Here is a 25,801-nt window from a genome sequence, read left to right as displayed (position 1 = left end):
GGCGGCCGCAGCGGCGGATCGTGACGCCGCCCGCGCTGTGTATACGCAGGCCGCTCTTGCGATGCGGGAAGTCCCCATTCGCCCCCGCGAATGCATACAATGGTCGGGTGATGGCAAGGGGCGATATGCGAGCCGGTGAGCGCGCGTACGCGACCCTCCTCGACGAGATCCAGACGGGCGCCCTGGCGCCCGGGACCGTCCTCGGCGAGGTCGAGCAGGCGACGCGCCTCGGCGTCAGCCGCACACCGCTGCGCGAGGCCCTGCGCCGTTTGGCATCCGATGGTCTCGTCGCCCAGGCCTCGGCTCGGGTGACGGTCGTCGCCGGGATCGACGCCGACGACATCCGTGCGCTGTTCGAGGTGCGCCGGGCTCTCGAGAGCGAGGCGGCGCGATCGGCTGCCCGCCGCGGTGATCGTCGGGTCTTCGTCGCCCTCGCCCGGGAGTTCGCCGCGGTCGATCTCGCGGATGCCGACGCGTACTACGCCCTCATCTCCCGCTTCGACGCGGCGCTCGACGCCGCCGTCGACAACGCCTACCTCTCCGCGGCCCTGCGCAGCGTGCGCACCCACCTCGTGCGGGTGCGGCGCATGGCCCGCTTCAACCCCCTTCGCCTCTCGGCATCCGCCGGGGAGCATGAACTGATCGCGCGAGCGATCGGCGCCGGCGACCCCGAACTCGCCGTCCACGCCACCCATGTGCATCTGCACAACGCCCTCACCACCATCCTCGAAGCCCTCACGGAGGACCCCTCATGACGATCACCCACCACGTGCGCGTGCACCGCAGCGACGAGAACCTCGCCCGCGAGGGCCAGCTCGCCTGGGCCCTCGCCCGGGTCGCGGTCGACCCGGTGAGCGTCGACGACGACGTGGTCGACATGATCGTCAATCGCGTCATCGACAACGCCGCGGTCGCCGCGGCATCCCTCACTCGTCAGCCCGTGAGCGCGGCGCGCCAGCAGGCGCTCGATCACGCCGTGTCGATCGGCGGAGCCGGTGCGACCGTGTTCGGATGCCTGCTCGAGCGGCGCACGAGCCCCGAGTGGGCGGCCTGGGCGAACGGCGTCGCCGTGCGCGAGCTCGACTACCACGACACCTTCCTCGCGGCCGATTACTCGCACCCGGGCGACAACATCCCGCCCGTGCTCGCGGTCGCCCAGCACACCGGCAAGGACGGCGCCGCCCTCGTGCGGGCCCTCGCCACGGCGTACGAGATCCAGATCGACCTCGTGCGCGCCATCTCGTTGCACAAGCACAAGATCGACCACGTCGCCCACCTCGGCCCCGCGGCGGCGGCGGGCATCGGCACCCTGCTCGACCTCGACCAGGAGACGATCTACCAGGCCATCGGCCAGGCCCTCCACACCACCACCGCCACCCGGCAGTCGCGGAAGGGCGAGATCTCGACGTGGAAGGCCCACGCCCCCGCCTTCGCCGGCAAGATGGCGATCGAGGCCGTCGACCGGGCGATGCGCGGAGAGACCAGCCCCTCGCCCATCTACGAGGGCGAAGACGGCGTCATCGCGTGGATGCTCGACGGTCCCGACGCCTCGTACGACGTGCCGCTGCCCGAGGAGGGCGAGAGCAAGCGCGGCATCCTCGACTCCTACACGAAGGAGCACTCGGCCGAGTACCAGGCGCAGGCGTGGATCGACCTCGCCCGTCGTCTGGGCACGGAGCGCCCCGATCTGCGCGACCCCGCGAACGTGGCATCCATCGTGCTGCACACCAGCCACCACACGCACTACGTGATCGGCTCGGGGGCGAACGACCCGCAGAAGTACGACCCCGCAGCCTCGCGCGAAACGCTCGACCACTCGATTCCGTACATCTTCGCCGTCGCGCTGCAGGACGGCGCGTGGCACCACGTCGACTCCTACGCCCCGGAGCGGGCGGGCCGGGCCGACACCGTCGCCCTGTGGCACAAGGTCACCACGGCCGAGGATGCCGAGTGGACGCGCCGCTACCACTCCGAGGACCCGAACGAGAAGGCCTTCGGCGGCCGCGTCGTGATCACCCTGACCGACGGGTCGACGGTGGAGGACGAGATCGCCGTCGCCGATGCCCACCCGCTGGGCGCCCGTCCGTTCGCCCGCGAGGACTACGTCCGCAAATTCCGCCTGCTGGCCGAGCCCGTGCTGCTGCCCGAGGAGATCGAGCGCTTCCTCGAGCTCGTGCAGCGACTGCCCGAACTGACCCCCGCCGAGGTCATGCAGCTCTCGATCGTGGCCAAGCCGGGCGTGCTGGCCCTGGCGCCCGCGCCGAAGGGGCTGTTCTGATGCGCCGCGTTCTCGAGGGGCGGCGCCGCACGAGGCCGCGCGCAGCGGCGGGACTTCACTCCGACACGCCGGTTCAGGATGCCGCGGGGCGGCGTGTCGTGAGAGGCATCCGCCGTTGTGCACGCCCGGGCGGCGGGTGCGCGCCCCAGAAGCCGGAGCCGCCGGTGCGCGCGATCCTCCACAGCCTCGAGGGAGCCCGCTGATGCTGTACGCCCAGACCACCCCCGCCCAGAAGCGCCGCGCGCTGCGCGAGAAGCTGGCATCCGGAGAAGTCGTTCGGATGCCGGGAGCCTTCAACCCCCTGTCGGCCCGGCTCATCGAACGGAAGGGCTTCGACGGCGTCTACATCTCGGGCGCGGTCATCTCGGCCGACCTCGGCCTGCCCGACATCGGACTGACGACCCTCACCGAGGTCGCCGGACGCGGGCAGCAGATCGCGCGCATGACGGAGCTGCCGGCGATCATCGACGCCGACACCGGGTTCGGCGAGCCGATGAACGTCGCCCGCACGATCCAGACGCTCGAAGACGCGGGGCTCGCCGGCACGCACATCGAGGACCAGGTGAATCCGAAGCGCTGCGGCCACCTCGACGGCAAGAGCGTCGTGGATGCCGACACGGCGATCAAGCGCATCCGTGCGGCCGTCGATGCCCGCCGCGACCCCGACTTCCTCATCATGGCGCGCACCGACGTGCGGGCGGTGGAGGGCCTGGATGCCGCGATCGACCGCGCGAAGGCCCTGGTCGACGCCGGCGCCGACGCGATCTTCCCCGAGGCGATGCGCGACCTCGGCGAGTTCGAGGCGATGCGCTCGGCGCTGGATGTGCCGATCCTGGCCAACATGACCGAGTTCGGCAAGAGCGAGCTGTTCTCCACCGCCCAGTTGCAGGACGCCGGGGTGAACCTGGTCATCTGGCCGGTGTCGCTGCTGCGGCTCGCGATGGGCGCCGCCGGTCGGGGCCTCGACGCCCTGGCATCCGAGGGTCATCTGCGCGACCAGCTCGGCGAGATGCAGCACCGCGCCGACCTGTACGACCTCATCGACTACGAGGGTTACACGCGCTTCGACGCCGACGTGTTCGACTTCACGGTCGAGCGCTGACGCGGCGGGGCGTCCGGTCGCAGCGGTTCGGCGAACCGTGTCCCGATTCGTGCAGACCGCGTCCCGTTTTCGGCTGTCTGGGGCGGCTCCAGACAGCCGGAATCGGGACATGGCTCGCCTCGCCGGGCACCCTGGCAGCCGAAATGGGGACGAAGTTCCCCGCACCGCGCCCGCAGAATCCGGCACCATGGACACCGAGCACGACTCGAGGGAGAGACGATGACCGACATCAAGAAGGGCCTCGCCGGCGTCACGGTCGACGAGACCGCCGTCAGCAAGGTGAACCCCGAAACCAACAGCCTGCTGTACCGCGGATACCCCGTGCAGGAGCTCGCCGCCACCCAGCCCTTCGAGGCGGTGGCGTACCTGTTGTGGAACGGGGAGCTTCCGGATGCCGCACAGCTCGCCGCCCTGCGCCAGGTCGAGCGCCAGCACCGGGCGTTGACCGACGACGTCCGCGCCGCGATCGACCTGCTGCCGACGGCGGCCCACCCGATGGACGAGGTGCGCACCGCCGTGAGCGTGATCGGCGCGCGCGAGACGGCGGGCATCGCGAACGTCATGGATGCCGTGGGCACCCCCGAGGAGAACCTGGAGCGCAGCATCCGCCTGTGGGCGGAGCTCCCCGCCGCCGTCGCGTACGGGCAGCGCCGCCGCCGTGGTGAGGAGCTCATCGAGCCCCGCGACGACCTCGATTACGCGGCGAATTTCCTGTGGATGACGTTCGGTGAGGAGGCCGACCCCGTCGTCGTCGACGCGTTCAACCGCTCGATGACCCTCTACGCCGAGCACTCCTTCAACGCCTCGACCTTTACCGCTCGCGTCATCGCCTCGACGCTCAGCGACCTCTACTCGGCGGTGGTGGGCGCGATCGGCGCCCTCAAGGGCCCGCTGCACGGCGGGGCGAACGAGGCCGTGCTGCACGTGTTCACCGAGATCGGCTCCGCCGAGAACGTCGGCCCGTGGCTCGACACAGCCCTCGCCGAGAAGCGCAAGATCATGGGCTTCGGCCACCGCGTGTACAAGCGCGGCGACTCGCGCGTACCGACGATGAAGGCCGCGCTCGACACCCTCGTCGCCCACTACGACCGCCCCGACGTCGCCGCGCTCTACGACGCCCTCGAGGCGCAGTTCGTCGAGCGCAAGGGCATCTACCCGAACCTCGACTACCCCTCGGGTCCGGCCTACGACCTGATGGGCTTCGACACCCTCACCTTCACGCCGCTCTTCGTCGCGGCGCGGGTGACCGGCTGGACCGCCCACATCAGGGAGCAGCAGGCGTCGAACGCCCTCATCCGTCCGCTGTCGGCCTACGTCGGTCCCGATGAGCGGCACGTCGAGGGATACATCGCGGATGCCGCTGACGTCGAGGCGCAGGAGCGAGCCGAAGAGGCGGTGGGCTGATGTCGGCGCCCAGGATCGTCATCGTTTCGGGAGCGCGGACGCCCATCGGGTCTTTCGGCGGGGCGCTCTCGAGCGTGGACGCCCATGAGCTCGGCGCCGTCGCCGTCACCGAGGCCCTGCGTCGGGGCGGGGTGGACGCGGGCGACATCGACGAGGTCGTCATGGGCTGCATCGCCCAGAACGGCCCCGACGCCTACAACGCCCGGCGCGTCGCGCTCGCCGCGGGGCTGCCCACCCGCGTCCCCGCCTTCACCGTGAACCGCCTGTGCGGCTCGGGCCTGCAGGCCATCTGGTCGGCCGCCCAGGAGCTGCGCTGGGGTGGCATCGACGTCGCGGTCGCCGGCGGCGACGAGAGCATGTCGCGCACGCCCTTCCTCGACTACGGCGCCCGCGGCAACAGCCGACTCGGCGACCGCACCCTCCTCGACGGGACGCTGGCGATCCTCACCGACCCGTTCAGCGGCCGGCACATGGGCACGACGGCCGAGGTCGTGGCATCCCGATACGGGGTGTCGCGCGAGGAGCAGGACGCGTTCGCCGTCGAGAGCCAGCGGAGGGCGGCCACGGATGCCGCCCGCGCGGCCTTCGCGGAAGAGATCGTGCCCGTGACCACAGGCGGTAAGCGGCCGGTCGAGGTCGCGGTCGACGAGCACCCGCGCCCTGGCACCACTCTCGAGGCGCTGGCGGGGCTGCGCCCGGCGTTCGAGAAGGAGGGTTCGGTCACCGCCGGCAACTCGTCGGGCATCAACGACGGCGCCGCCGCGACCGTGCTGATGCGCGAAGAGGAGGTGCGCGACCGCGGCCTCACCGGTCTCGTGACGCTGGAGGCCGTGACCACCGCCGGCGTCGACCCCGAGATCATGGGCTACGCCCCCGTCCTCGCCCTGCAGCGGTTGTGGGAGCAGACGGGACTCACCCCGGCCGACGTCGACGTGATCGAGCTGAACGAGGCGTTCGCCGCCCAGGCGGTCGCGGTGATCCGCGATGCGGGCCTCGACCCCGCGAAGGTGAACCCGTACGGCGGCGCGATCGCGCTGGGTCACCCGGTCGGCGCGACGGGGGCGATCCTCACGGTGCGCGCGGCGCTCGACCTGCAGCGCCGCGACCTCGAGTATGCGGTCGTCACGATGTGCATCGGCGGCGGCCAGGCGCTGGCGGCGTTGCTGCGGCGGTACTGAGTCCCCGCTGTGCACAACGGCGGGGGCCGTCGACGGCGCGCCGCTCCCCGTCCCACGGCGTCGGCGTGTCGCGCACTGCGCCCGCCGTTGTGCGCGTGTGATCGCCGCCGGACGCCGGCAGGGTCAGGGTACGAAGGTCGACTGGCCGTCGGCGCCCATCAGGAACAGTCGTCCGGCGAAGAGCCACTGAGCCACGAGCAGACCGATGATCGACGCGACCGTGACGCTCGCCACCGCCCAGATCCAGACGCGGCCGGTGCGGCGCCGCCCGGGGAACGCCGTGAACCCGAGCAAGCCCAGCCCGATCACGTGGGCCAGCACGAGGGGCGGAATGCCGAGGCTGGCGCCGAAACCGGCCATCGTCGTCCCCGCCGAGACGGCCTTGGGCTGATCGCTCATCTCTTCTTCGAACGCCATCCCGAACCACACCCACGCGGCGATCATGGCGACGACGCCGGTAACGCTGAAGAGCCAGAACGTCGGGCCCGGTGAGCCGCTCGTTGCCGACGCGGATCGTCCGGCGCTGCGCGGCGAGGTCATGCCGCCCAGGCTATCCACCGCGACGGTGATACTGATCCGATGAGCGTGCATCTTCTCGGCGGCGGGCGCGACATCGCGCGATGTGGCGACCTGTTGCGGTCCTTCGTGGACGAAGCGCGGGCGGCGGCGGGTGAACGTGCCCCGACGATCGCGGTGCTGCTCGTGCTCGAGACTGACGACGACGCGTCGGCCGCGCGATTCCGCGGCGTCGTGGAGGCCGCGGGCGCGGCGCCCGAGGAGGTCCGCATCGAGGCGATCGTCGAGGGGGAGACGTTCGCCTCGCCCGTGATCGACGCCGACGCCGTTTTCGTGGGCGGCGGGCTGACCCCGGCCTACCTCGAGTCGTTCTCCGGGATACGGGATGCCGTTCGCACGCGCGTGACGCGGGGGATGCCCTACGCCGGCTTCTCCGCCGGCTCGGCGATCGCCGCAGAACGAGCCGTGGTCGGTGGCTACCGCATCGGCGGTGTCGACGTGGTGTCGGAGGACGCGGCGGAGGAACTCGACGAGGTGGAGGTGTGCGACGGTCTCGGTCTCGTGCGCTTCGCCGTCGACGTGCACGCGGCGCAGTGGGGGACGCTGTCGCGCCTCGTCGCCGCTGTCGACGCGGGGCTCGTGGGCGAGGGCGTCGCGATCGATGAGCACACCGCGCTGATCGTGGATGCCGAGGGCGCGGTGACCGTGCGCGGCGCGGGTCAGGTGTGGAGGGTCGAGGCCGCGGCATCCGGGGTCGGCGTCACCGTACGGCGGTCCTGACCCGGGCGGCGGCCCGGCGGAACGGGAACGGCCCCCACCCGCGAGGGTGAGGGCCGATCCACATGCCGGGTGTCAGACGCGGCGGCGACGAAGCGCGGCGGCGAGACCTCCCGCGACCACGAGGAACCCGCCCGCGAGGGCGATACCCCACGGCATCTCGGCACCGGTGACGGCGAGGCCGCTACCGGGGCGAGTGCCCGCGGCCTGGCCCGAGCCCGGCTGACCCGATCCGCTGCCCGGCTGCACCGAGCCCCCGCCCGCGCCTCCGTTCGAGCCACCGCCCGGGATCTCGGCGGTCGCGAGGATCGCCCGACCGAGCGGGGCCGGGTCGACCGGCGAGGTTGCCTGGAAGTACTCCAGCGTCGCGTCGAGGTCGACCTGCCCGGTGTCGGTGCGGTCGGTGCCCTTGGCGAAGGTCGCAAAGCCGTCTCCGCCGTTCGCGAGGAACGAGTTCGTCACGACGGTGAAGGTGTCGGTCGGCGCGATCGGCTTGCCCTGGTACGACATCGAAACGACGCTGCCCACGCGCGGGTTGCTCGCATCCTGCCGGTATTCGTAAGTGAACCCGTCCGAGACGCCGAGGTGCAGCTTCGGGCGGTCGCCCGTCGCCTTCCACTGCTCGTTCAGGATGCCGCGGATCTGGTCGCCCGTGAGGGTCACCGTCACGAGGGTGTTGGCGAAGGGCTGCACGAGCGCTGCTTCCTTGTACGTCACCACGCCGTCGTCGCCCTTCAGCAGGTCGGCGCGGAGGCCGCCCGGGTTCATGAGCGCGATCTGGGCCGGGGTGCCGGCGAACTCGTTGTTCTCCGACGTCGCCCACAGGTAGACGTCGGCGACCCAGTTACCCATCGACGACTCGACGCCGCGGTCCGAGCCCGTCGGAGTGCCTCCGCGCAGGATGTCTCCGCTGATCATGCCGACCGGCTCGGCGCCGATCACATCGGCCTGTGCGACGTACTCGGCGACCTGCGCCGCGATGGCCGCGTCGGGGGCGAAGGCGCCCGCGAGCGGGAACGTGGTGCCTGAGACGGAAGCGAGGGAGTCGGTGCGGGTGTCCCACGCGAGCGAGAGCTGACCCATCGCCTTTCCGTACTCCGACGCCTGGATCACCGGGCGGGTGCGGTCGGTGCCGGCCACAGCGATGTCGCACGCGTACGTCTGGTGCGTGTGCGCGGACACGATCGCGTCGATCTCGGGCGCGGCGTTGGTGGCGAGGTTGCCGAAGCCGGCCTGATCGGCGGCGAGGGCGGCGCAGTCGTTCGAGGTCGCGGCTCCCGAGTGGGTGAGCAGCACGATGACGTCGGCCAGATCGCCCGCGGTGATCTCGTCGGCAACTCGGTTGGCGGCCTCGAGCTGGTCGCCGAACTCGAGGCTGGCGATCCCGGCCGGGTCGACCATGGTCGCGGTGTCCGGCGTCACGGTGCCGATGAAGGCGACGCGCACGCCGTCGACGTCCTTGATCGCGTACTCGTCGAGTACGGGCTCCTTCGTCCCCGCCTTGTACACGTTCGCGCCGAGCCCGAACTCCCCACCGCCGTACTCGGGAAGCACGCGGTCGGTGAGGTCGGCGAAGCCGCGGTCGAACTCGTGGTTGCCGACGGCCGAGACGTCGAGGCCCGAGGCCTTCAGCGTGTCGATGGTCGGCTGGTCGTCCTGGATCAGCGAGGTGAACGTCGAGGCGCCGATGTTGTCGCCCGCGGAGACGAACAGCGTGTTCGGGTTCGCGGCTTCCTTCGCCTTCACCGCACCGGCGATGACGGCGGCGCCGGCCTCGCCCTGCGTGCCCGCCTCGAGGCGGCCGTGGAAGTCGTTGATCGTCAAGATGTCGATGTTCTTCACGCTCGGGTCCGAGACCTCGAAGACGGTCGTGGTTCCCGAGACCTCGTTGCCGACGACGACGAGCGGTCGCCCGTTCGGCGAGCTCGCGGCGGGGATGAAGTCGACGCCCTCGGGACCGAGGTCGCCGGCCTTCGACAGCAGCGTGCGGTCGGCCGCCTCGTCACCGGTGAGATCGTCCTCCATCGAGACCGAGAAGTCGCGGTTGTTGACGTACCCGGCGAAGGTGGCGTTCTGGGGGTCGGTGATGTCGTAGGTCATCACGCCGCCCACGCGCTCGAGGCCGATGAAGGCGTAGGTGCGCCCGTCGATCTCGCCGATCGCGAGGTTCTCGGGCTCGGGGCCCTTGTCGTCGCTGCGGCCCTCGAGGTTGGACTCCGAGTGGTTGGAGTTGAAGAAGTCGGGGTTGGCGTCGTGGGTGATGGCCTCGAAGTCGGCGTTGGAGTCGAACATCCGGTTGCCATCGGTGTCCCACACCGAGAAGCCGCGGCCACCGAAGGTGTAGAGGCTGGTGTAGCAGGTACCGTCGTCGTTCAGGCCCATGTCGGTGGCGATGTTGAGACGACCGAGTTGGGCGTCGTCGATCTGACTGACGGCCTGGTTGTCGCAGATCGGTGCGAGACCGTCTTCTCCGAGGTCACCGACACGGGCGGTGTCGGTGTAATCGCCCCATGCGCGCCCGTCGCCCTCGTTGGCGGTGACGAGGAAGGTCTCGCCGTCCACCTCGTAGGCCTGGATGCCGTCGGGCATGTACATGCCATAGAGGTCGTAGTAGCTCGACTGGTTGTACGTCGGTGCGCCCTGGGGATCGCGGTCGCTCGCGTCGAGCGTGACGCCGGAGTAGTACGGCTTGACCCCCAGCGGAGTAAGGGCGGTGACGGTGGCAGAGGCCAGGTCCACGACGGCGAACGAGTTCGCCTCCTGCAGCGTCACGTACGCGGTGCCGCCGGCGACGGCGACGAACTCGGGCTCGAGGTTCCGGCTCACGCGGTTCGCGGCGAGCGGGGTACCGCCCTGGTCGGGGGCGGCCACGTCGGGACCGAAGATTCGGACACCCGAGTTCTCTGCGACCGCCTCGAACGCGCCGAATCCCGCCGTGCGCACGGCATCCTGGGCCGGTGCGCTCTTGCCGGCGGGCAGCGACACGACGCCCACCGATCCCTCGGGGTCGACCGAGAAATCGTCGGCGGGCTCGCCCTCGTTGGCGACGACCGCGTACGTGCCGTCGTCCGAGATCGTCACCATGTCGGGGAGAGCGCCGACGGTGACTTCGCCGAGGATCGTGGGCGTCGTGGCATCCGCGTCGAAGAAGACCAAACGACCAGGCGACGTCTTGTCGGCGTCCTCGAGGGCGATGACACCGAGGCCGTCGCCGCGAACGGCGACGGAGTTCGCGACACCCGTGCCGGCGAGCGAGTAGAGCTTCTTCGGTGCCGTCGGGTCGCTGTTATCGAGGACGTCGACCGCACCGGCCTGGGCGTTCACGACGAGGAGACGGTTCTTGTAGGCGTGCACGATCTCGGCGGCCGACTGATCGAACACTCCCGTCTCGTACGTGCCGATCGGGTGCAGGCTCACTGCCGTGTCGGTGGGCGAGGCGCGCACCGGGTCGGGCACGATCGCGGCGGATGCCACGGGGGCACTCGTCAGGGCGAGCGCGCACACGGCCGCGGTCGTCGCGGTGAACGCGGCAGCGCGTCGGAGGAGGGGCGAAGGCATGGGGCGTGTCCTCGGATTCGGGTGGGGATGCGAACCGCGCGGGTGGCGCGATCCTGTGGATTTTGCCCGGATCGCGTGACGGGCGGGTGAACGGCGCGATAACGCGGCCGCCGATCCGCACACGGGCGAGGTGTCGATCGGTCCTCGCCGCCCCGGACGCCCATGGCGGTCGTACGCTCGTCGCATGATCCAGGATGCCGCCGGCGGTCCGCCGCCCGGAGCCCACCCCGAGGAGCCCCACCGCCAGGGCCTCTCGCAGCGCCTCAACGGGCTCCGCGCCGGCGTGCTCGGCGCGAACGACGGCATCGTGTCGACCGCGGCGGTCGTGGTGGGCGTCGCGGGAGCGACGACCGCGACCGGACCGGTGCTCGTGGCCGGCCTCGCCGCCCTGGTGGGAGGTGCGATCTCGATGGCGCTGGGGGAGTACATCTCGGTGTCCAGTCAGCGCGACAGTGAGCACGCGCTCATCCAGAAGGAGCGCCGCGAACTCGCGGAGGATCCGGATGCCGAGTTCGCCGAGCTCGTGGGCCTGTACGAGGCCCAGGGGCTCTCGCGCGACACCGCGAGGCGCGTCGCGACCGAGCTCACGGCATCCGATGCCCTCAAGGCCCACCTGTCGGTCGAGCTGAACCTCGACGCCGAGGACGTGGTGAGTCCGTGGACGGCGGCGCTGGCCTCGGCCGTGGCGTTCACCGTCGGAGCCGTCCTTCCGCTGCTCACGATCCTGCTCTCGCCCGTCGAGGTGCGCATCGCCCTCACCTTCGTGGCTGTGCTGATCGCCCTCGCGGTCACCGGCTACCTCGCCGCGTGGATCGGCGGAGCGCGGCGCGGGCGCGCGATCCTGCGGACCGTGATCGGCGGCGCGCTGGCCCTCGGCGCGACCTATCTCGTGGGGTCGTTGTTCGGCGTGGCATCCGCGTAGGTCCTTCGGGCACGCGAGAAACGCTCTCGCGCGGAAGACACGCCTCGTCACCGCGTTTCTCGCGCGGCGGAGCGTTTCTCGAGCGTGCGTCGACAGCCGTTTGCTCGCGTGCCCTACCAATTACTAGGACGTCCAGCTAATCTGGGAGGTGCGACGACGCCGTCGCCCTCACGAAGGAGAGCCGCATGGACGCCACCCCTGCCCCCGCGCTCGACGCCCCGGCCGCCGGAACCCTCTCGGCCGACGAACGCGCCGCCATCCTCGATGCCGTCCGCGATTTCGCCGCGACCGAGCTCGCTCCGCACACCCTCGAATGGGATGTCGAGAAGCACTTCCCCCGCGACGTCCTCCGCCGCGCGGGTGACCTGGGTCTCGGCGGCGTCTACGTCAACGACGACGTGGGCGGCGCCGGGCTGACACGGGCCGACGCGGTCGCGATCTTCGAGGAGCTCGCCTACGGCGACCCCACCGTGACGGCCTACATCACGATCCACAACATGGTGGCCTGGATGATCGACGCCTACGGCACCGGCGCCCAGCGCGAGCGCTGGCTCCCCGGTCTCGTCGCGATGGAGGATCTCGGCGCCTACTGCCTGACCGAACCGGGCGCGGGGTCGGATGCCGCGGCCATCACGACCTCCGCGATCCGTCACGGCGACACGTACGTGCTCACCGGCGTCAAGCAGTTCATCTCGGGTGCCGGCGAGGCATCCGTCTACGTGGTCATGGCCCGCACGGGTGAACCGGGGGCTCGCGGGATCAGCGCGTTCCTCGTGCCCGCCGATGCCGGGGGACTGTCGTTCGGGCCGAAGGAGAAGAAGATGGGCTGGAACGCGCAGCCCACGCGCGCCGTCGTGCTCGACGAGGTGTCGGTGCCGGCCGAGAATCTCCTCGGCGGTGAGGGCCGCGGCTTCTCGATTGCCATGACCGCGCTGAACGGCGGACGTCTCAACATCGCGACCTGCTCCCTGGGCGGGGCGCGCTGGGCGCTCGACCGCGCGGTCGCGTACGTGCACGAGCGCTTCACGTTCGGCGAGCCGCTGGCCGAGAAGCAGTCGGTGGTGTTCGCCGTGGCCGACATGGCCACCGAGCTCGAGGCTGCGCGGCTCCTCGTGCGCGACGCGGCCCTCGCTCTCGACGCCGGGGCCCCCGACACCGCTACCCGCTGCGCCATGGCGAAGCGCTTCGCGACCGACGTCGGCTTCCGCGTCGCCAACGAGTCACTGCAGTTGCACGGCGGCTACGGGTATCTGCAGGACTACGGCATCGAGAAGGTGGTCCGCGACCTGCGTGTACATCAGATCCTCGAGGGGACGAACGAGATCATGCGGCTGATCGTCGGCCGCAGCGTTCTCGCCGCGTGAGCGCGCGGTCAGCCGGGGGTTGCGGTTCGGGGCGGGGTCCACGGTGTTCGGGGCGGGTTTCGCGGTTCGAGGCGGGCCGATCGTGCCCCGAGGTGCCGAACGTGCCCCGAACCCGTTCGGTCGCAGTCGGGGCTCCGACGCTATCCCGGGCGCTGCCGGGCCGGCAGGGAACCCCCTCGATCGATGTCGGCGGTGCGTGCGAATATGCGGGGGCGGCACTGTCCGTACCGCGCGAGACCTGAGACGACGGGAGTCACCATGACGGAGCACGATGCCGAGCACCAGACCATCCGCGTCGAGCAGCGCGGCCGCGTCGGGTGGATCACGCTCGACCGCCCCGAGGCGCTGAACGCCCTCAACACCCAGACGATGAGCGAGGTGGTCGCGGCCGCGGAGGCCTTCGACGCCGACACCGGTGTCGGAGCGATCGTCGTCACCGGCAGTGAGAAGGCGTTCGCCGCCGGCGCCGACATCAAAGAGATGGAGCAGAAGTCGGGTCTCGACATGACGCTCACCGACCACTTCGGCGCCTGGGCGCGTTTCGCCGCCGTGCGCACGCCCGTGATCGCCGCGGTGTCGGGGTACGCGTTGGGCGGTGGGTGCGAGCTCGCGCTCATGTGCGACGTGATCCTGGCGTCCGACCGCGCGAAGTTCGGTCAGCCCGAGGTGCAGCTGGGCGTCATCCCCGGCATGGGCGGCACCCAGCGGCTCGTGCGCGCCCTCGGGTACTACAAGGCCGCCGAACTCGTGCTCACCGGCCGCATGATCGACGCGGCCGAAGCCGAGCGCGCGGGGTTGGTGTCGCGCGTTGTACCGGCCGCCGAGCTGCTCGCCGAGGCCGATGCCGTCGCTCGCACGATCGCCGAGAAGCCCCTGCCCGCGCTGTACGCGGCGAAGGCGGCGCTCGACGTGGCACTGGAGTCGACGCTCGCCGAGGGCGTGCGCTTCGAACGGCAGGCGTTCGCCGGCCTCTTCGACACCGCCGACCAGAAAGAGGGGATGGCGGCGTTCCGCGAGAAGCGCCCGCCCTCCTTCACGCACCGATGAACGGCTCGGCGCGGCGTGACCCGGTGGCGGGCGTTCGTACCCGTCGAGGGAGGCCGTCGTGCGGCGTGGGAGGTCTGCGGCGTCAGAGCGGGTCGGGCACGGGCGCCGGGTCGGCGAAGTCGCCGGCACCCTTGCGGAAGCGCGCGATGATGCGCACGAGCGCGGTCGCGTCGTCGTCGTCGAGACCCAGATCGGCGAACACCGCGTTCAACGCCTCGGTCGCCTCGTCCACCCGGCGGCGACCGGCGGCGCTCAACACGAGCAGGGCCGCACGACCGTCGGTGGGATGCGGTTCGCGCGAGATCAGCCCGTCGCGGGTCAGGCGCTCGACGGTGTTCGTGACGCTGGTGGGATGCACCTGCAACCGCGTGATGGCGCTGGCCATCGGCATCCGTCCCTCGCGGGTGAAGGCGAGCAGCCGGAGCATCTCGAAGCGTGAGAACGACAGGTCGCACGGTCTGAGCGCACGGTCGATGGATGCCATGAGCAACTGGTGCGCCCGGATCACCGAGGTCACGACCGTCATGCCGTCGGCGGCGTCGTCCCACCCGTGCGCCAGCCACTGGCGCTTCGCCTCGGCGATCGGGTCGACCGGCAGTCGTCGCGTCATCGGTCCTCCTCCGGATTCACGGTACCGCTCCCGCGCCGCCCGTGCCGGGCGATCGCACCCGTCGCAGCTGTCGGCTCCCTGGGGCGATGCGGGCGCTTCGCGTGCGGAGTCCTGGCTGAGCCGCTCGTCGAAGCCTCCGCGCCCCGAACCCCGCCGCGGCACCGCCGCCGTGGCATCCCTCCCCCCGACCAAGGAGACGCATCGATGAAGATCGTGGTCCTGATCAAAGAAGTGCCCGACACGTGGGGTGAGCGTCGACTCGACCTCGAGACCGGGCTCGCTGATCGCGCCGCATCGTCGCCCGTACTCGACGAGATAAACGAGCGTGCGGTCGAGGTCGCGCTCGCTCACGCCGACGCGCATCCGGGTACCGAGGTGACGGTCGTGTCGATGGCACCCGCGTCGGCCACGGCGACGATCCGCAAGGCGCTCGCGATGGGGGCGACCTCGGCCGTGCACATCGTCGATGACGCCCTGCGCGGGGCCGACCTGCTGCTGACCGCAGAAGTGCTCGCGGCCGCCGTGCGGCGCGCCGACTACGACCTCGTGATCGCGGGCAACCTGTCGACCGACGGAGGCGGAGGCGTCGTCGCCGCGATGGTCGCCGAACTGCTCGGTGTGCCGCAGGTGACCGGCGTCGCGGCCCTCGAGCTGTCCGACGGCGCGGTGTCCGGAGATCGCGTGAGCGACGCGGGCACGATGCGGGTGACCGCCGAGCTTCCCGCTGTCGTCTCGATCACCGAGGCGCTGCCCGAGGGGCGATTCACCACGTTCAAGGGAATCATGGCCGCGAAGAAGAAGCCGTACGAGACCGTGGATGCCACGGCCCTCGGCATCGAGCCCGAAGATCCGGCCACCGCCCGCTACATCATGCTGGCCGTCGCCGAGCGGCCCGCGCGCACGGCGGGCACGAAGATCGTCGACGAGGGAGACGCCGGCGAGAAGCTCGCCGCCTTCCTCGTGGCCGAGGGGGTGGCGTGATGAGCGTCGCACTGGTTCTGCTCGAGGTGCTTCCGGGCGGCGCGCTCGCCGCGACGGCGCCCGGCCTGCTGGCCGCCGCTGCGCGGGTGGGCGACCCGGTCGCCGTCGTCGCGGCCGCCTCCGACGCGCTCGCCGGGGCAGCGGCCGAAGCCGCCGGGATGGGCGCCGTCCGCGTGCTGACGGCCGAGACGCCGCCCGACGTCCTGACGATCCCGGTCGTCGACGCACTCGCCGCGGCCGTCGGCCGTGAGCGCCCCGACCTCGTGCTGGCATCGAACGCCGTTGAGTCGCGTGACGCGCTGGCCCGTCTGGCCGCTCGTCACCAGCTGCCCCTGGCCACCGATGTCGTCGGAGTCGACCGCGACGACATCGGAGTGGTGGCGCACCACTCGGTGCTCGGCGGCGCTTTCACCGTCGACGGCGCGCCCACTTTCGGTCCGCTGTTGGCGACACTGCGCCCCGGCTCCGTCGATGCGCGTCTCGACGCGCAGCCGCTCGTGGTCGAGGAGCTCGAGGTCACGGCATCCGGGGTCCGCGCCGCCCGGATCGAGGGCTTCGCCGAGGCGTCCGCACCCTCGTCGCGCCCGGAACTCCGCGGGGCCGCGGCCGTGGTCGCGGGAGGGCGGGGCATCGGTTCGCGCGAGGACTTCGCCCTCGTCGAGCGTCTCGCTGACGTTCTCGGTGCCGCGGTCGGCGCCTCGCGTGCCGCGGTCGATGCCGGCTACGTCCCCGCGAGCGCACAGGTGGGCCAGACCGGAGTCTCGGTGTCACCGCGCCTGTATGTCGCGCTCGGCATCTCGGGGGCGATCCAGCACCGCGCGGGCATGCAGACGGCGGGCACGATCGTCGCAATCGACAAGAATTCCGACGCACCGATTTTCGACATCGCCGATTTCGGTATCGTCGGAGATCTGTTCACCGTTGTCCCGCAACTCATCAGCGCGCTCGAGGCCCACAAGAACTAGATGGCGTCCACACCCCGCACCCCGCGTCGCGGGCTGCCGCGCGTCCCCGGCGGGGAGCCCTGGCCGCCCGCGGCCTTCGGCGTGCCCGAGGTCGTCGAGGCGAACGCGGTCGACAGCTCGTCGGTGGCCGCCGGAACGTCCCGCAGCGCGGGCTCCGAAGCGAGCGGCGACGAGGCGGCGCCGAACGCGGCACGGGCCTCGCAGAATGGCGCGGATCTCGCAGATATCGCGCGGGATGCTGCGAGCATCGGTTCCTTCTCCGAGGATGCGCGAGCGGATGCCACGGACTCGACGTATGCGCGAGCGGATGCCACGGACTCGACGTATGCGCGAGCGGATGCCACGGACTCGACCCCGCTACCCGGCGCCGCGCCGCACCCGGTGGCCGGTTCGCACCCGGGCCCCGCCTCCGACCCGGTCGCCGCCCGCGGCACCGACGCCACGCCCGCGGTGGCCTCGGTGCGTCGTGGGCTGCCGCGCGAGCCGGGCGGCGAGCCCTGGCCGCCGACGCCCTCGGCCGTCGCGGGTTCGGTTTCCGGTGCGCAGGCGCGGGCTGCCGCGCCCGCGGCCGTTACGGATTCGGACGCCGGCACCTGGATCGAGAGGTCGGCCGATTCCGTTGCGGTACCGGCCGTGCGCGGTGACTCGGACCCTTCGGCGCACGGCTCGGCTGCCGAGGAGATCCCCGCGCATTCGAACGTCGACCACCCCCGCCGAGGGCTTCCGCGCGAGGCCGGCGGTGAGCCCTGGCCGCCCGCTCCCGAGCCTGAAGCCCTTTCCCTGCACCCGGCTGCGGCCGCCGACGTCCCGACGTCCGGAAGTGCGGCATCCGGCTCGTCTCGTAGCGACGATGCTCCGACGTCCGGGGGTGCGGCATCCGGCCCCGAACCGACCTCGGCTGATTCTCTGGCCGTGGCATCCACTCCCTTGGCGGAGGCGTCTCCAACCGCGCCGATCGAGGCGGCACCGTCCGAACCCGCGTCGGAACACGTGTCCACCGCCCCGCGCGCGCCGCTGACGGTGCGGCGGACCGTCTGGCCGGGGGCGGCGGCCTCCGCCGCGCGTCCCGCGAGGACGGACCCGAAGCGCATCGGCCCCTACACGTCGCTGCAGTGGCTCGGGTCCACCGCGGTACTCGGCGTCTTCGCCCTCGCTCTCGCGGGCATCACGGTGCTGGTGGCGCGGTTCCTCCTCGCGCTCGGCCCGGGCCAGGAGTTCCTCGCCGCATACCCGGGCGAGTACCCCCTGCCCGATTCCGCGCCCGTCGGCATCCCCGCGTGGCTCAACTGGTCGCACTTCCTCAACAGTTTCTTCCTGTTGTTCATCATCCGCACGGGTTGGCAGGTGCGCAGCGAGAAGCGCCCCGCGGCCTTCTGGTCGCCGCGCAAGAACAAGCGTCGACGCATCAGCCTGACGCTGTGGTTCCATCAGGCGATCGACATCCTCTGGATCGCGAACGGTGTCGTCTTCGTCGTGCTGCTGTTCGTCACGGGGCAATGGATGCGGATCGTGCCGACCTCCTGGGAGGTCTTCCCCAACGCTCTGTCGGCGGCGCTGCAGTACGTCTCGCTCGACTGGCCCACCGAGAACGGGTGGGTGAACTACAACAGCCTGCAGCAGCTGTCGTACTTCGCGATCACCTTCCTGGCCGCCCCTCTCGCCATCGTGAGCGGCGTGCGGCTGTCGGGCGTGTGGCCGAAGGATGCCGAGAGGCTCAACCGCATGTACCCGGTCGAGTGGGCGCGGAAGGTGCACTTCCCGGTGATGTTGTTCTTCGTCGCGTTCATCGTCGTCCACGTCGCGCTCGTGCTGGCCACCGGCGCCCTGCGCAACCTGAACCACATGTACGCCGCCCGCGGCTCGGTCGACCCCGCCGCCTTCACCAGCGACCCGACTGGTCTGCTGATCTTCGCGGCATCCCTGCTGGTGATGGCCGTCGGCTGGGCGGCCGCGCGTCCCCGCGTACTCGTGCCGATCGCCCGCCTGTTCGGCGACGTCAAGCAGCGCTGACGCGCCCCGGCGGCCCGGCCCGGCCCGGCATGCGGCCCTCCCCGGCGCGGTCCGGCCCGCCGCCCTCCCCGGTGCGGCCCGGCCCGGCCCGGCTCGGCTCGCGGGGTGGGTGCCGAGACCGTACGCGATTGCCGAGGACGCAGGTGTTCGTCGACGAAAGGGTGCGTCTTCGACGATTGACTGCGGTTTCGCCGCGGTCGGCCCGCGCCCCGCGCCGCACGCCGCCGCCGGCCGCGCTCGGGCCCCTGTGCGGATGGGGGTGCCGAGACCGTACGCGATTGCCGAGGACGCAGATGTTTGTCGACGAAAGGGTGCGTCTTCGACGATTGACTGCGGTTTCGCCGCGCCCGCTCCTCGCCTCGTGCCCGCTGCCGCCCCGCGCTCTAGCCGCCGCGGGGCACCGCCGCCCGCCCCGCCCCCGCTCGACCCGCGCCGCCGCCCGCCGCCACCGTCGGGGGCCACGGCTGGATCGTCAGACGCGGCGGCGTGCGTGCAGGCCGGCGATGATGAGGTCGAGGCCGAAGGCGAAGTCGTCGCTCGCGAGACCCGCGGCGCCAGCGTCGACCGCGCCGGCTCCGTTGGCACCACGGAGCGCCGCACCCGCCCCCTTTCCGCGCACTCCGACGCTGTCGTACTGCAGGCGCTGCTGCTCGTGCCAGGCGAAGCCGAGCACGTAGTGCAGCACCGTCGTCGCGACGCGGCCCGCGGTCTCGGCGTCGAACCCGTCGGCGACGACGGCGGCCGTCAGTCGGTCGGTCGCGAGCGGCGCGCCGAGGCCGAGCGCGAGGGTGCTCGACACCACTTCGGCGCCGTCGCGGTAGGTCAGGAGCGCATCGCGCAGGGCGCGGGCCTCGGTGCGCAGGTCGGTCGCGGCGCCGGATGCCATGCGCGCGACGATCCGGTCCGACAGCTCGGCGAGCAGCGTCTGCTTGTTCGGGAAGTGCCAGTACAGTGCGCTGGGCTGCACCTCGAGGGCGGTCGCGAGACGTCGCATCGTGAGGTCGGGGAGGCCGTGATCGTCGAGGATCCGCAGTGCGGTGCGGGCGACGTCATCGGCGGAGTGTCCGCGAGGAGCCATGGTGTGAGTATAGTGAACGGCGTTCAGGTGAACAGTGTTCAGGAAGGACCGTCATGCGCACCGCCGACGCCACCGATCTCGCCCGCATCGCCGTCTTCGCCGCGCTCATCGCGGTGCTCGGGCTCCCCGGCAGCTTTCCCGTGTTCGGCGGGGTGCCGATCACGGCGCAGACCTTGGGCGTGATGCTCGCCGGAGCGGTCCTCGGTCCCTGGTTCGGTGCGCTGTCGGTCACCGTGCTGCTCGCGCTCGCGGCGGTGGGGCTGCCGGTCCTGGCAGGCGGCCGTGGGGGGTTCGGTGTCTTCCTCGGACCGACCGCGGGTTATGCCCTCGGCTGGATCCTCGGGGCGATCGTCATCGGGCTCATCGTGCACGCGGGCGGACGTCGTCCCGTTGTCTGGCGCACCGCGCTGGCGATGCTGGCCGGTGGGATCGGTGCGATCTACGCCCTCGGCATCCCGGTCCAGAGCCTCGTCACGCGCCTACCGCTCGCCGAGACGGCCCTCACCAGCCTCGTGTTCGTGCCCGGTGATCTGCTGAAGGCGGCGGTCGCCACGATCGTGGTGACGACGCTCGTCACGGCGTACCCGCGCGGCTTCCGCCGTGACTGGCGCGCGCCGGCCACCGGACGGCGACCGGCCGAGGTCGCGTTCGACGCGTGATCCGGTGCGCGGGCGTCGGCGCACGCCTGGGGCAGCGCGAAGTGCTCCGAGGTGTCACCCTCGACCTGGAAGCGCGGACGGTCGCGGTCATCGGCGACAACGGATCGGGTAAATCGACCTTCGCGCGACTCGTGGCCGGCCTCGTCCGCCCGTCGGTCGGAGACCTGTGCGTGCTGGGACTCGACCCGCAGCGGGATGCCGCTGAGCTCCGCCGACGGGTGGCGCTCGTGCTGAGCAACCCCGACGCGCAGATCGTCATGCCGACCGTCGCCGACGACGTCGCCCTCTCGCTGAGGGCGGAGCGTCTGCCGCGCGACGTGCGCGATCGTCGGGTCGCCGCCGCGCTCGGACGCTTCGGACTCGCCGAGCTCGCCGACCGTCCCTCGCACGATCTCTCCGGCGGTCAGAAGCAGCTCCTCGCGCTGTGCGGCGCCTTCGTCCGCTCGCCGCACCTGGTCGTCGCCGATGAACCCACCGCCTTCCTCGATGCGCGAAACGCCCGCCTCGTCGCCGACCACCTGCTCGCCGATACCGGACACGCGCTGCTCGTCATCACCCACGACCTCGCTCTGGCGCGTCGCTGCGATCAGGCCGTGGTCTTCGCCGAGGGTCGGGTCGTGGCATCCGGAGCCTCCGCCGAGGTCGTCGACGGCTACTCAGCGGCCGTGGCGTGCTGAGCATGTACCGCCCCGGTGGGGGATGGATGCACCGGATGCCGGCGGGCCCGAAGCTCGCGTGCCTGGCCCTCGTTGCCCTGGTGCTCGCGGCGCTGCCGTCGACCTGGGCGACGGCGCCCGTCGCGGTGGGCGCGTCGGCCGCCCTTTATGTCGGATGCGGCATGGGCGTGCTCGCCGGGGTCCGGGTCCTCGGATGCCAGGCATGGGCGCTCCGCTGGGTCATCGTCGTCACGGCGGTCGGACAGCTGCTGTTCCTCGGTCCGGAGGCCGCCGTCGCCAACACGGCACGAGTCGTCGCCGCTCTCTTGGTGGCAGGGCTCGTCCCGCTGACGACCCCCGTCGCGGCGACGCTCGACGCCCTCGAGCACGGGCTGCGGCCGTTGCGCCCGGTTGGTGTGGATGCGGCGCGCGTCGCGCTGCTGGTGACGATCGCCCTGACCACGATTCCGGTGCTGTCGAAGCTGGCCGGCGATATCCGCGATGCCCAACGCGCACGGGGCCTGCGGCCTTCCCTCGCGCGCGGAGCACTGCCGTTCCTGGTGGTGACCCTGCGTCACGCCGACGACCTCGGCGACGCCCTCGCCGCCCGCGGCATCCGCTGATTCGCTCAGTCGCGGGGCTTGCGGGGCCGAAGGGGCGGGACGTCGAGGATCGGTATGGCGCGAATCGTGAACCCCCTAAGAGAGATAACTCGTCAGTCGCGCGCCGCACGCCCCGCCGCGAAACCCTCCGCGTACGCCTCGTCGGCGCCCTGGCGGAACATGTCGCGGGCGGGATCGCGCACGATGGACCGTGCGCCGGGGAGGTCGAGGTCGCCGACCAGGTCGGCTCGGCCGCGCACGATCGCGACGGGTCGACGCGACGCCTTGCCCTTGACGAGGTCGGTGGCCGCGGCGATCTCGTCGGCCACGCACGGCAGGGTCACGACGAGGGGTCGCCCCTCGGCGTCGGTCGTCCCGCGGAGGTCCTCGAAGACATGGATGCCGGCCGCCCCGATCGCGTGATCGGTCTGGCCCTCGCGCCACGCGCGCCCCAGCGTGTCGGTGATGATCACGCCCACACGGGCGACGGACCGTAGCCCCTCGGCGAGGCGTCGCGCCGACGCGTCGGGGTCGACGGGCAGCAGCAGCACGGTGCCTTCGGGAGTGTTGCTCGCGTCGACGCCGGCCGCGGCCGAGACGATGCCCAGGGGATTCTCGACGATCCGCGTGACATGCCCCGTGGGGGTGGTGCGGGATGCCACGAGGCGCACGGTCTCACGGGTGATTGCGTCTTCTCGGTCGTCGGCGTGGATGATCCGGCCTTCGGCCTTCGAGACGATCTTGCTGGTGACGACGACGATGTCGCCATCCTGCAGGGGGTCGAGCAGGGCATCGATGATCACCCCGACGAGGTCGTCTCCCGGGGTGATCTCACGGATGCCGTCGAGGGCCCAGACCTGCAGCACGTCAGCGGACGAAACGGACCTCGGTGAGCTCTTCGCCGAGGAAGGGCTGCGTCTGCGAGGCGCCGTCCACCGCGAAGCCGTTTCGTGCGTAGAAGCGATGAGCGCGCGGGTTGTCGTCGGCGACCCAGAGGTACAGGCCCTCACCGTCTTCGACCGCCGCGTCGAACAGCTGCTGGCCGATGCCGGTGCCGTGGTACGCGTCGAGCAGGTAGATGAAGTACAACTCGCGCTCACGCGGGGCGTCGTCGTCGCGGGCGGGGCCCGACCCGACGAAGCCGACGATCTCGCCGTTCACGAGCGCGGCGTGCATGCGGTAGTCGTCGCCCTGGGAGGCCCAGTGGGTCCAGAGCTCGGCCATGCGTCGGGGCGAGACGGCTTCGAGGGCCGCCTTGCTGATGAGGTGATCGTACGTCTCGTGCCAGCAGGTGGCGTGCACGCGGCCCAGGGCCTCGGCATCCACATCGCGCACCGGACGGACGACGATGTCGGTTCGGGTTTCCGCAGTCATGGCGCGACTCTACGCTCGGGACCCGTTCGGGTGAAATCCGTCGCGGGGCCCCTCGCGATGGGGTAGCGAGGTGCGTCACGAATCGCCGCGCCCGTCTCCGTCGATTGTCCGGAACACGCCGTCCCGCGCGCGACGCGACGGCGTTTCGTGGACACTCGACATTTCGCCAGAGCCCGCATGCGTCGGATCCTGAGGCGCCATGTTTGTCGATCGCGCACAACGCGATGGTCGATCCGTCGTCGGATCGCTACGCTCGCCCCTCGTGAACGTCCTCTGGCGCACCCTCCTGGTGCTCTTCCGTGCCCGCCGCCGCCTGCGACGCGAGGGCCCCCTCGACCCGAACACGGTCACGCGACTGCGGCTGCGGGTGCTGCCCACCGACATCGACGTGCTGCGCCACCTCAACAACGGTCGCTACCTGTCGCTGTTCGACCTGGGGCGGTGGGACCTTCTCACGCGCTCCGGACTCGTGGCGGCGATGACGAAGGAGGGCTGGTACGCCGTCGTCGCCGCCGAGACGATCACCTTCCGCCGCTCGCTCGAGCTGTGGCAGCGGTTCGATCTCGAGACCCGCCTCATCGGCCACGACGACCGGGCCGTGTACCTGGAGCACCGCGCCCTCGTCGGCGAGGAGATCTACGCGCGCGCGATCATCCGGGCGCGGATCCTGCGCCGCACCGGCGGGACGGTGCCCCACGACGAGCTGTTCGCCGCCGTCGGACGACCCGAGGGGCTGCCCGACATCGAGCCGTGGGTGCACGAATGGGCGGCGGGCTCGGCGCTGCCGTCGACGAGGCGCCCCGCCCCCAGCGTCTGGGAATGAGCCGACACGCCCGATGGATGCCGGGGCGGCGAGGCCCGGCGCGGGAGCGCCTTGCCCACGCGTGACGAGCGGAGAGATTGGGCGAGCGGAGGACGGATTCGCCGGAGGCGCCCTCCGCTCGTCCCTCGTCCTCCGTTCGCCGCACCCTCCGTTCGCCGAGCCGCTCCTCACGGCTGCGTCCCCGGATCAGCGACCGAAGCGGGTGTCCAGCCAGGCGACCTGCTTCATCCAGTGCCGGTACCCGCCGCCCTCGTGGCCGTTGTACGGGTACTCCTCGATCGCGGCGTCGTCCGAGGCCAGGGCGTGGAACGCCGCGAACACCCCTGACGGCAGCACGACGTCGTCCATCAGGGCGACCGAGAAGTACGCCGGCGCGGTGATCCGGCGCGCGAGCACCGCGCCGTCGACGTGCGACAGCGTGTGCAGCACCCGGTCGACGTCGTCGCGGTGCACCGAGAGGAAGCGCGTGATCTCGGTGAACGGCGGCGAGGGCGTGCGCACGATGCCGTTCGGGAAATCGCAGAGGAAGGGCACGTTGGGCATGACCGCTGCCACCGCGTCACCCGAGAGGGCGGCCGCCGCGATCGCCAGCCCGCCGCCCTGACTCGCACCGGTGACGGCGACCCGACCGGCATCCACTCCCGGGAGCGCCCGCACCTCGTCGACGAGACGGACGGCGTCGGTGTACAGCCGGCGGTAGTAGTACTCCTTCGGATCCAGGATGCCGCGCGTCATGACGCCCGGGTAGGCGGCCGCCGAACCGTGGGGATCGGGTGTGACGCCCGCACTCCACGTCGAACCCTGGCCGCGCGTGTCCATGATGACGTGCACGTAGCCGGCGGCGGCCCAGTTGAGACGTTCGCCGGGGAGGCCCCGTCCGCCGCCGTAGCCGATGTACTCGATGACAGCGGGGAGCACCTCGTCGCCTTGCGGACGTACGACCCAGCCGCGGATCTCGTCGCCGTCGAAGCCGGTGAACGTGAGGTCGAGGACACGGAGCGAGCGCACCGGGGCATCGATGGGCGTCGCACGGGTGGGGCCGGCTGCGGCCCGCGCCTCGCGCAGCGTCTCGGTCCAGAAGGCGTCGAGTCCCGCGGGTACGGACAGGTCGGGGCGGTACGCGCGGAGCGACTCGATCGGCATGTCGGTGAAGGTCACGGCCATGGACATCGACAGTAGCGGCCGCGGGGATGCGCCGGGTCGGCGCTCACCCGGGTCGGCGACGCGGAGAGGCTCAGTCGGAGGCGGCGAGTTTCTGCGCCCGCGTGACGCCGTCGGCGATCGCCTCCGCCGCCGCGGGGTCCCAGGTGCGGTCGATGATGAGCGATCGCACATCGCGCACGCCGATCGTCCGCAGGAAGAACTCCACGAACGCGACCTGGTGGTCGAAGATCGACCCGGGGGTCGGTCCGTCCTCGCCGTAGTACTGCCCGCGAACGAAGACCACGTCGGCCCGCGCGACGTCGACGGCGGGACCGAAGTCCACACCGTCGTAGGTGAAGAGCAGGTTGCGCTGGGCGGCGAGGTCGATGAGCTGCTTCAGCTTGTAGGGGATGGACCAGTTCCACATCGGCACGCCCAGCACGATGCGGTCGGCCTCGCGGAAGCGACGCGCGAGGGACTCGATCTTCGTCCAGGCTCGGGACTCGGCGTCGTCGAGGTCGTCGCCGTCGACCCATTTGTACTTCGCGCGGATGACGCGTTCGTCGAACTCCGGCAGATCCTCGTGCCACACGTCGAGCGTGTCGACGTCGAGATCAGGATGCCGTTCGCGCAGTGCGCCGATCAGGGCGGTGGCCACGGTGACCGACGCGCCCTCGTGTCGGGGGGAGGAGATGATGTGGAGGACTCGCATGGCGTCAGTTTCGCGGGCGGAGGCGGTCGACCGCGGACGCTT

At 71.4% G+C, this 25,801-nt stretch carries 24 protein-coding genes; 16 read left to right on the top strand and 8 right to left on the bottom strand.

Features of this window, described 5'->3' with window-relative positions; all coding sequences use genetic code 11:
- The first annotated feature begins 125 nt into the window (after nucleotides 1-125).
- From ASF76_RS01050 to ASF76_RS01030, 5 genes are all read left to right on the top strand, one after another.
- A complete protein-coding gene (locus ASF76_RS01050) occupies nucleotides 126-755 on the top strand; it encodes a GntR family transcriptional regulator (protein WP_156459129.1) in 630 nt (209 codons plus the stop codon).
- Nucleotides 752-2,278, top strand: a complete 1,527-nt coding sequence (locus ASF76_RS01045) for an MmgE/PrpD family protein (RefSeq protein WP_055951666.1) — start codon at nucleotides 752-754, stop codon at nucleotides 2,276-2,278. The genes ASF76_RS01050 and ASF76_RS01045 overlap by 4 nt, the downstream gene beginning before the upstream one ends.
- A gap of 202 nt (nucleotides 2,279-2,480) precedes the next feature.
- Nucleotides 2,481-3,380 (top strand): methylisocitrate lyase, encoded by a 900-nt coding sequence (gene prpB, locus ASF76_RS01040; protein WP_055951663.1) that lies wholly within the window; start codon nucleotides 2,481-2,483, stop codon nucleotides 3,378-3,380.
- Nucleotides 3,381-3,599: 219 nt separating this feature from the next.
- The gene (locus tag ASF76_RS01035; RefSeq protein WP_055951661.1) at nucleotides 3,600-4,784 is read left to right on the top strand and encodes a bifunctional 2-methylcitrate synthase/citrate synthase; all 1,185 of its coding nucleotides are present in this window, start codon (nucleotides 3,600-3,602) and stop codon (nucleotides 4,782-4,784) included.
- Nucleotides 4,784-5,962, top strand: coding sequence for a thiolase family protein (locus ASF76_RS01030; RefSeq protein ID WP_055951658.1), 1,179 nt, complete (start codon nucleotides 4,784-4,786; stop codon nucleotides 5,960-5,962). The genes ASF76_RS01035 and ASF76_RS01030 overlap by 1 nt, the downstream gene beginning before the upstream one ends.
- Before the next feature lie 123 nt (nucleotides 5,963-6,085).
- Here ASF76_RS01030 and ASF76_RS01025 read toward each other — a convergent pair whose 3' ends face one another.
- Nucleotides 6,086-6,502: a hypothetical protein gene (locus tag ASF76_RS01025; RefSeq protein WP_200936063.1), complete on the bottom strand. Its 417-nt coding sequence runs from the start codon at nucleotides 6,500-6,502 to the stop codon at nucleotides 6,086-6,088.
- A gap of 39 nt (nucleotides 6,503-6,541) precedes the next feature.
- Between ASF76_RS01025 and ASF76_RS01020 the strand changes: the two genes are divergently transcribed.
- On the top strand, nucleotides 6,542-7,258 hold the full coding sequence (locus tag ASF76_RS01020) for a Type 1 glutamine amidotransferase-like domain-containing protein (protein WP_055951655.1): 717 nt from the start codon (nucleotides 6,542-6,544) through the stop codon (nucleotides 7,256-7,258).
- Between the two features lie 72 nt (nucleotides 7,259-7,330).
- Here the strand turns inward: ASF76_RS01020 and ASF76_RS01015 are convergent, their stop codons facing one another.
- Complete coding sequence (locus ASF76_RS01015; protein WP_055951653.1) at nucleotides 7,331-10,813, bottom strand: choice-of-anchor I family protein; 3,483 nt, start codon at nucleotides 10,811-10,813, stop codon at nucleotides 7,331-7,333.
- A 184-nt stretch (nucleotides 10,814-10,997) separates the two neighbouring features.
- Between ASF76_RS01015 and ASF76_RS01010 the strand changes: the two genes are divergently transcribed.
- From ASF76_RS01010 to ASF76_RS01000, 3 genes are all read left to right on the top strand, one after another.
- Entirely contained in the window at nucleotides 10,998-11,735 is a 738-nt protein-coding gene (locus ASF76_RS01010; protein ID WP_055951650.1) for a VIT1/CCC1 transporter family protein, read from the top strand.
- Nucleotides 11,736-11,920: 185 nt separating this feature from the next.
- On the top strand, nucleotides 11,921-13,099 hold the full coding sequence (locus tag ASF76_RS01005; protein WP_055951646.1) for an acyl-CoA dehydrogenase family protein: 1,179 nt from the start codon (nucleotides 11,921-11,923) through the stop codon (nucleotides 13,097-13,099).
- A gap of 258 nt (nucleotides 13,100-13,357) precedes the next feature.
- The gene (locus tag ASF76_RS01000; RefSeq protein ID WP_055951643.1) at nucleotides 13,358-14,146 is read left to right on the top strand and encodes an enoyl-CoA hydratase-related protein; all 789 of its coding nucleotides are present in this window, start codon (nucleotides 13,358-13,360) and stop codon (nucleotides 14,144-14,146) included.
- A gap of 82 nt (nucleotides 14,147-14,228) precedes the next feature.
- Here the strand turns inward: ASF76_RS01000 and ASF76_RS00995 are convergent, their stop codons facing one another.
- Nucleotides 14,229-14,756: a MarR family winged helix-turn-helix transcriptional regulator gene (locus tag ASF76_RS00995; protein WP_055951641.1), complete on the bottom strand. Its 528-nt coding sequence runs from the start codon at nucleotides 14,754-14,756 to the stop codon at nucleotides 14,229-14,231.
- Between the two features lie 204 nt (nucleotides 14,757-14,960).
- On the opposite strand from ASF76_RS00995, the gene ASF76_RS00990 reads away from it, so the two are divergent.
- Genes ASF76_RS00990 through ASF76_RS00980 form a run of 3 tightly spaced genes read left to right on the top strand, consistent with a single transcriptional unit; the run spans nucleotide 14,961 to nucleotide 18,712 of the window.
- Entirely contained in the window at nucleotides 14,961-15,737 is a 777-nt protein-coding gene (locus ASF76_RS00990) for an electron transfer flavoprotein subunit beta/FixA family protein (RefSeq protein WP_055951638.1), read from the top strand.
- Nucleotides 15,737-16,702 (top strand): electron transfer flavoprotein subunit alpha/FixB family protein, encoded by a 966-nt coding sequence (locus ASF76_RS00985; protein ID WP_055951635.1) that lies wholly within the window; start codon nucleotides 15,737-15,739, stop codon nucleotides 16,700-16,702. The genes ASF76_RS00990 and ASF76_RS00985 overlap by 1 nt, the downstream gene beginning before the upstream one ends.
- Entirely contained in the window at nucleotides 16,703-18,712 is a 2,010-nt protein-coding gene (locus ASF76_RS00980; RefSeq protein WP_082484777.1) for a cytochrome b/b6 domain-containing protein, read from the top strand.
- A gap of 472 nt (nucleotides 18,713-19,184) precedes the next feature.
- Here the strand turns inward: ASF76_RS00980 and ASF76_RS00975 are convergent, their stop codons facing one another.
- Nucleotides 19,185-19,790 carry a TetR/AcrR family transcriptional regulator C-terminal domain-containing protein gene (locus ASF76_RS00975; protein WP_055951632.1) on the bottom strand — a complete coding sequence of 202 codons (606 nt, stop codon included), beginning with the start codon at nucleotides 19,788-19,790 and terminating at the stop codon, nucleotides 19,185-19,187.
- A gap of 53 nt (nucleotides 19,791-19,843) precedes the next feature.
- Here ASF76_RS00975 and ASF76_RS00970 point away from each other — a divergent pair, with 53 nt between their 5' ends.
- Genes ASF76_RS00970 through ASF76_RS00960 form a run of 3 tightly spaced genes read left to right on the top strand, consistent with a single transcriptional unit; the run spans nucleotide 19,844 to nucleotide 21,728 of the window.
- On the top strand, nucleotides 19,844-20,449 hold the full coding sequence (locus ASF76_RS00970) for a biotin transporter BioY (protein WP_055951629.1): 606 nt from the start codon (nucleotides 19,844-19,846) through the stop codon (nucleotides 20,447-20,449).
- A complete protein-coding gene (locus tag ASF76_RS00965) occupies nucleotides 20,446-21,126 on the top strand; it encodes an energy-coupling factor ABC transporter ATP-binding protein (protein WP_055951625.1) in 681 nt (226 codons plus the stop codon). Before ASF76_RS00970 ends, ASF76_RS00965 begins: the two co-directional genes overlap by 4 nt.
- Nucleotides 21,120-21,728 (top strand): energy-coupling factor transporter transmembrane component T family protein, encoded by a 609-nt coding sequence (locus ASF76_RS00960; protein ID WP_055951622.1) that lies wholly within the window; start codon nucleotides 21,120-21,122, stop codon nucleotides 21,726-21,728. The genes ASF76_RS00965 and ASF76_RS00960 overlap by 7 nt, the downstream gene beginning before the upstream one ends.
- Before the next feature lie 92 nt (nucleotides 21,729-21,820).
- On the opposite strand, the gene cofE is transcribed toward ASF76_RS00960, so the two are convergent.
- Together cofE and ASF76_RS00950 are read right to left on the bottom strand one after the other, a co-directional pair.
- Nucleotides 21,821-22,573, bottom strand: a complete 753-nt coding sequence (gene cofE, locus ASF76_RS00955) for a coenzyme F420-0:L-glutamate ligase (protein ID WP_055951619.1) — start codon at nucleotides 22,571-22,573, stop codon at nucleotides 21,821-21,823.
- A gap of 1 nt (nucleotide 22,574) precedes the next feature.
- Nucleotides 22,575-23,081, bottom strand: a complete 507-nt coding sequence (locus ASF76_RS00950; RefSeq protein ID WP_055951616.1) for a GNAT family N-acetyltransferase — start codon at nucleotides 23,079-23,081, stop codon at nucleotides 22,575-22,577.
- 262 nt (nucleotides 23,082-23,343) lie between these two features.
- Between ASF76_RS00950 and ASF76_RS00945 the strand changes: the two genes are divergently transcribed.
- Nucleotides 23,344-23,904, top strand: coding sequence for an acyl-CoA thioesterase (locus ASF76_RS00945; protein WP_055953277.1), 561 nt, complete (start codon nucleotides 23,344-23,346; stop codon nucleotides 23,902-23,904).
- Between the two features lie 186 nt (nucleotides 23,905-24,090).
- On the opposite strand, the gene ASF76_RS00940 is transcribed toward ASF76_RS00945, so the two are convergent.
- Complete coding sequence (locus ASF76_RS00940) at nucleotides 24,091-25,068, bottom strand: acetylxylan esterase (protein ID WP_055951612.1); 978 nt, start codon at nucleotides 25,066-25,068, stop codon at nucleotides 24,091-24,093.
- Between the two features lie 70 nt (nucleotides 25,069-25,138).
- Entirely contained in the window at nucleotides 25,139-25,759 is a 621-nt protein-coding gene (locus ASF76_RS00935; RefSeq protein ID WP_055951609.1) for an FMN-dependent NADH-azoreductase, read from the bottom strand.
- Nucleotides 25,760-25,801: the final 42 nt, after the last annotated feature.

Source organism: Microbacterium sp. Leaf151 (assembly GCF_001424225.1).
In the GTDB taxonomy this organism is placed as follows: domain Bacteria; phylum Actinomycetota; class Actinomycetes; order Actinomycetales; family Microbacteriaceae; genus Microbacterium.
Note: the sequence above shows the minus strand (reverse complement) of the source record. Positions and strands in the feature narration are given on the sequence as shown.

Coding starts and splice junctions, on each gene's coding strand:
- ASF76_RS01050 (WP_156459129.1), top strand. CDS start 126: ATGCGAGCCGGTGAGCGCGCGTACGCGACCCTCCTCGACGAGATCCAG.
- ASF76_RS01045 (WP_055951666.1), top strand. CDS start 752: ATGACGATCACCCACCACGTGCGCGTGCACCGCAGCGACGAGAACCTC.
- prpB (WP_055951663.1), top strand. CDS start 2,481: ATGCTGTACGCCCAGACCACCCCCGCCCAGAAGCGCCGCGCGCTGCGC.
- ASF76_RS01035 (WP_055951661.1), top strand. CDS start 3,600: ATGACCGACATCAAGAAGGGCCTCGCCGGCGTCACGGTCGACGAGACC.
- ASF76_RS01030 (WP_055951658.1), top strand. CDS start 4,784: ATGTCGGCGCCCAGGATCGTCATCGTTTCGGGAGCGCGGACGCCCATC.
- ASF76_RS01025 (WP_200936063.1), bottom strand. CDS start 6,502: ATGACCTCGCCGCGCAGCGCCGGACGATCCGCGTCGGCAACGAGCGGC.
- ASF76_RS01020 (WP_055951655.1), top strand. CDS start 6,542: ATGAGCGTGCATCTTCTCGGCGGCGGGCGCGACATCGCGCGATGTGGC.
- ASF76_RS01015 (WP_055951653.1), bottom strand. CDS start 10,813: ATGCCTTCGCCCCTCCTCCGACGCGCTGCCGCGTTCACCGCGACGACC.
- ASF76_RS01010 (WP_055951650.1), top strand. CDS start 10,998: ATGATCCAGGATGCCGCCGGCGGTCCGCCGCCCGGAGCCCACCCCGAG.
- ASF76_RS01005 (WP_055951646.1), top strand. CDS start 11,921: ATGGACGCCACCCCTGCCCCCGCGCTCGACGCCCCGGCCGCCGGAACC.
- ASF76_RS01000 (WP_055951643.1), top strand. CDS start 13,358: ATGACGGAGCACGATGCCGAGCACCAGACCATCCGCGTCGAGCAGCGC.
- ASF76_RS00995 (WP_055951641.1), bottom strand. CDS start 14,756: ATGACGCGACGACTGCCGGTCGACCCGATCGCCGAGGCGAAGCGCCAG.
- ASF76_RS00990 (WP_055951638.1), top strand. CDS start 14,961: ATGAAGATCGTGGTCCTGATCAAAGAAGTGCCCGACACGTGGGGTGAG.
- ASF76_RS00985 (WP_055951635.1), top strand. CDS start 15,737: ATGAGCGTCGCACTGGTTCTGCTCGAGGTGCTTCCGGGCGGCGCGCTC.
- ASF76_RS00980 (WP_082484777.1), top strand. CDS start 16,703: ATGGCGTCCACACCCCGCACCCCGCGTCGCGGGCTGCCGCGCGTCCCC.
- ASF76_RS00975 (WP_055951632.1), bottom strand. CDS start 19,790: ATGGCTCCTCGCGGACACTCCGCCGATGACGTCGCCCGCACCGCACTG.
- ASF76_RS00970 (WP_055951629.1), top strand. CDS start 19,844: ATGCGCACCGCCGACGCCACCGATCTCGCCCGCATCGCCGTCTTCGCC.
- ASF76_RS00950 (WP_055951616.1), bottom strand. CDS start 23,081: ATGACTGCGGAAACCCGAACCGACATCGTCGTCCGTCCGGTGCGCGAT.
- ASF76_RS00940 (WP_055951612.1), bottom strand. CDS start 25,068: ATGGCCGTGACCTTCACCGACATGCCGATCGAGTCGCTCCGCGCGTAC.
- ASF76_RS00935 (WP_055951609.1), bottom strand. CDS start 25,759: ATGCGAGTCCTCCACATCATCTCCTCCCCCCGACACGAGGGCGCGTCG.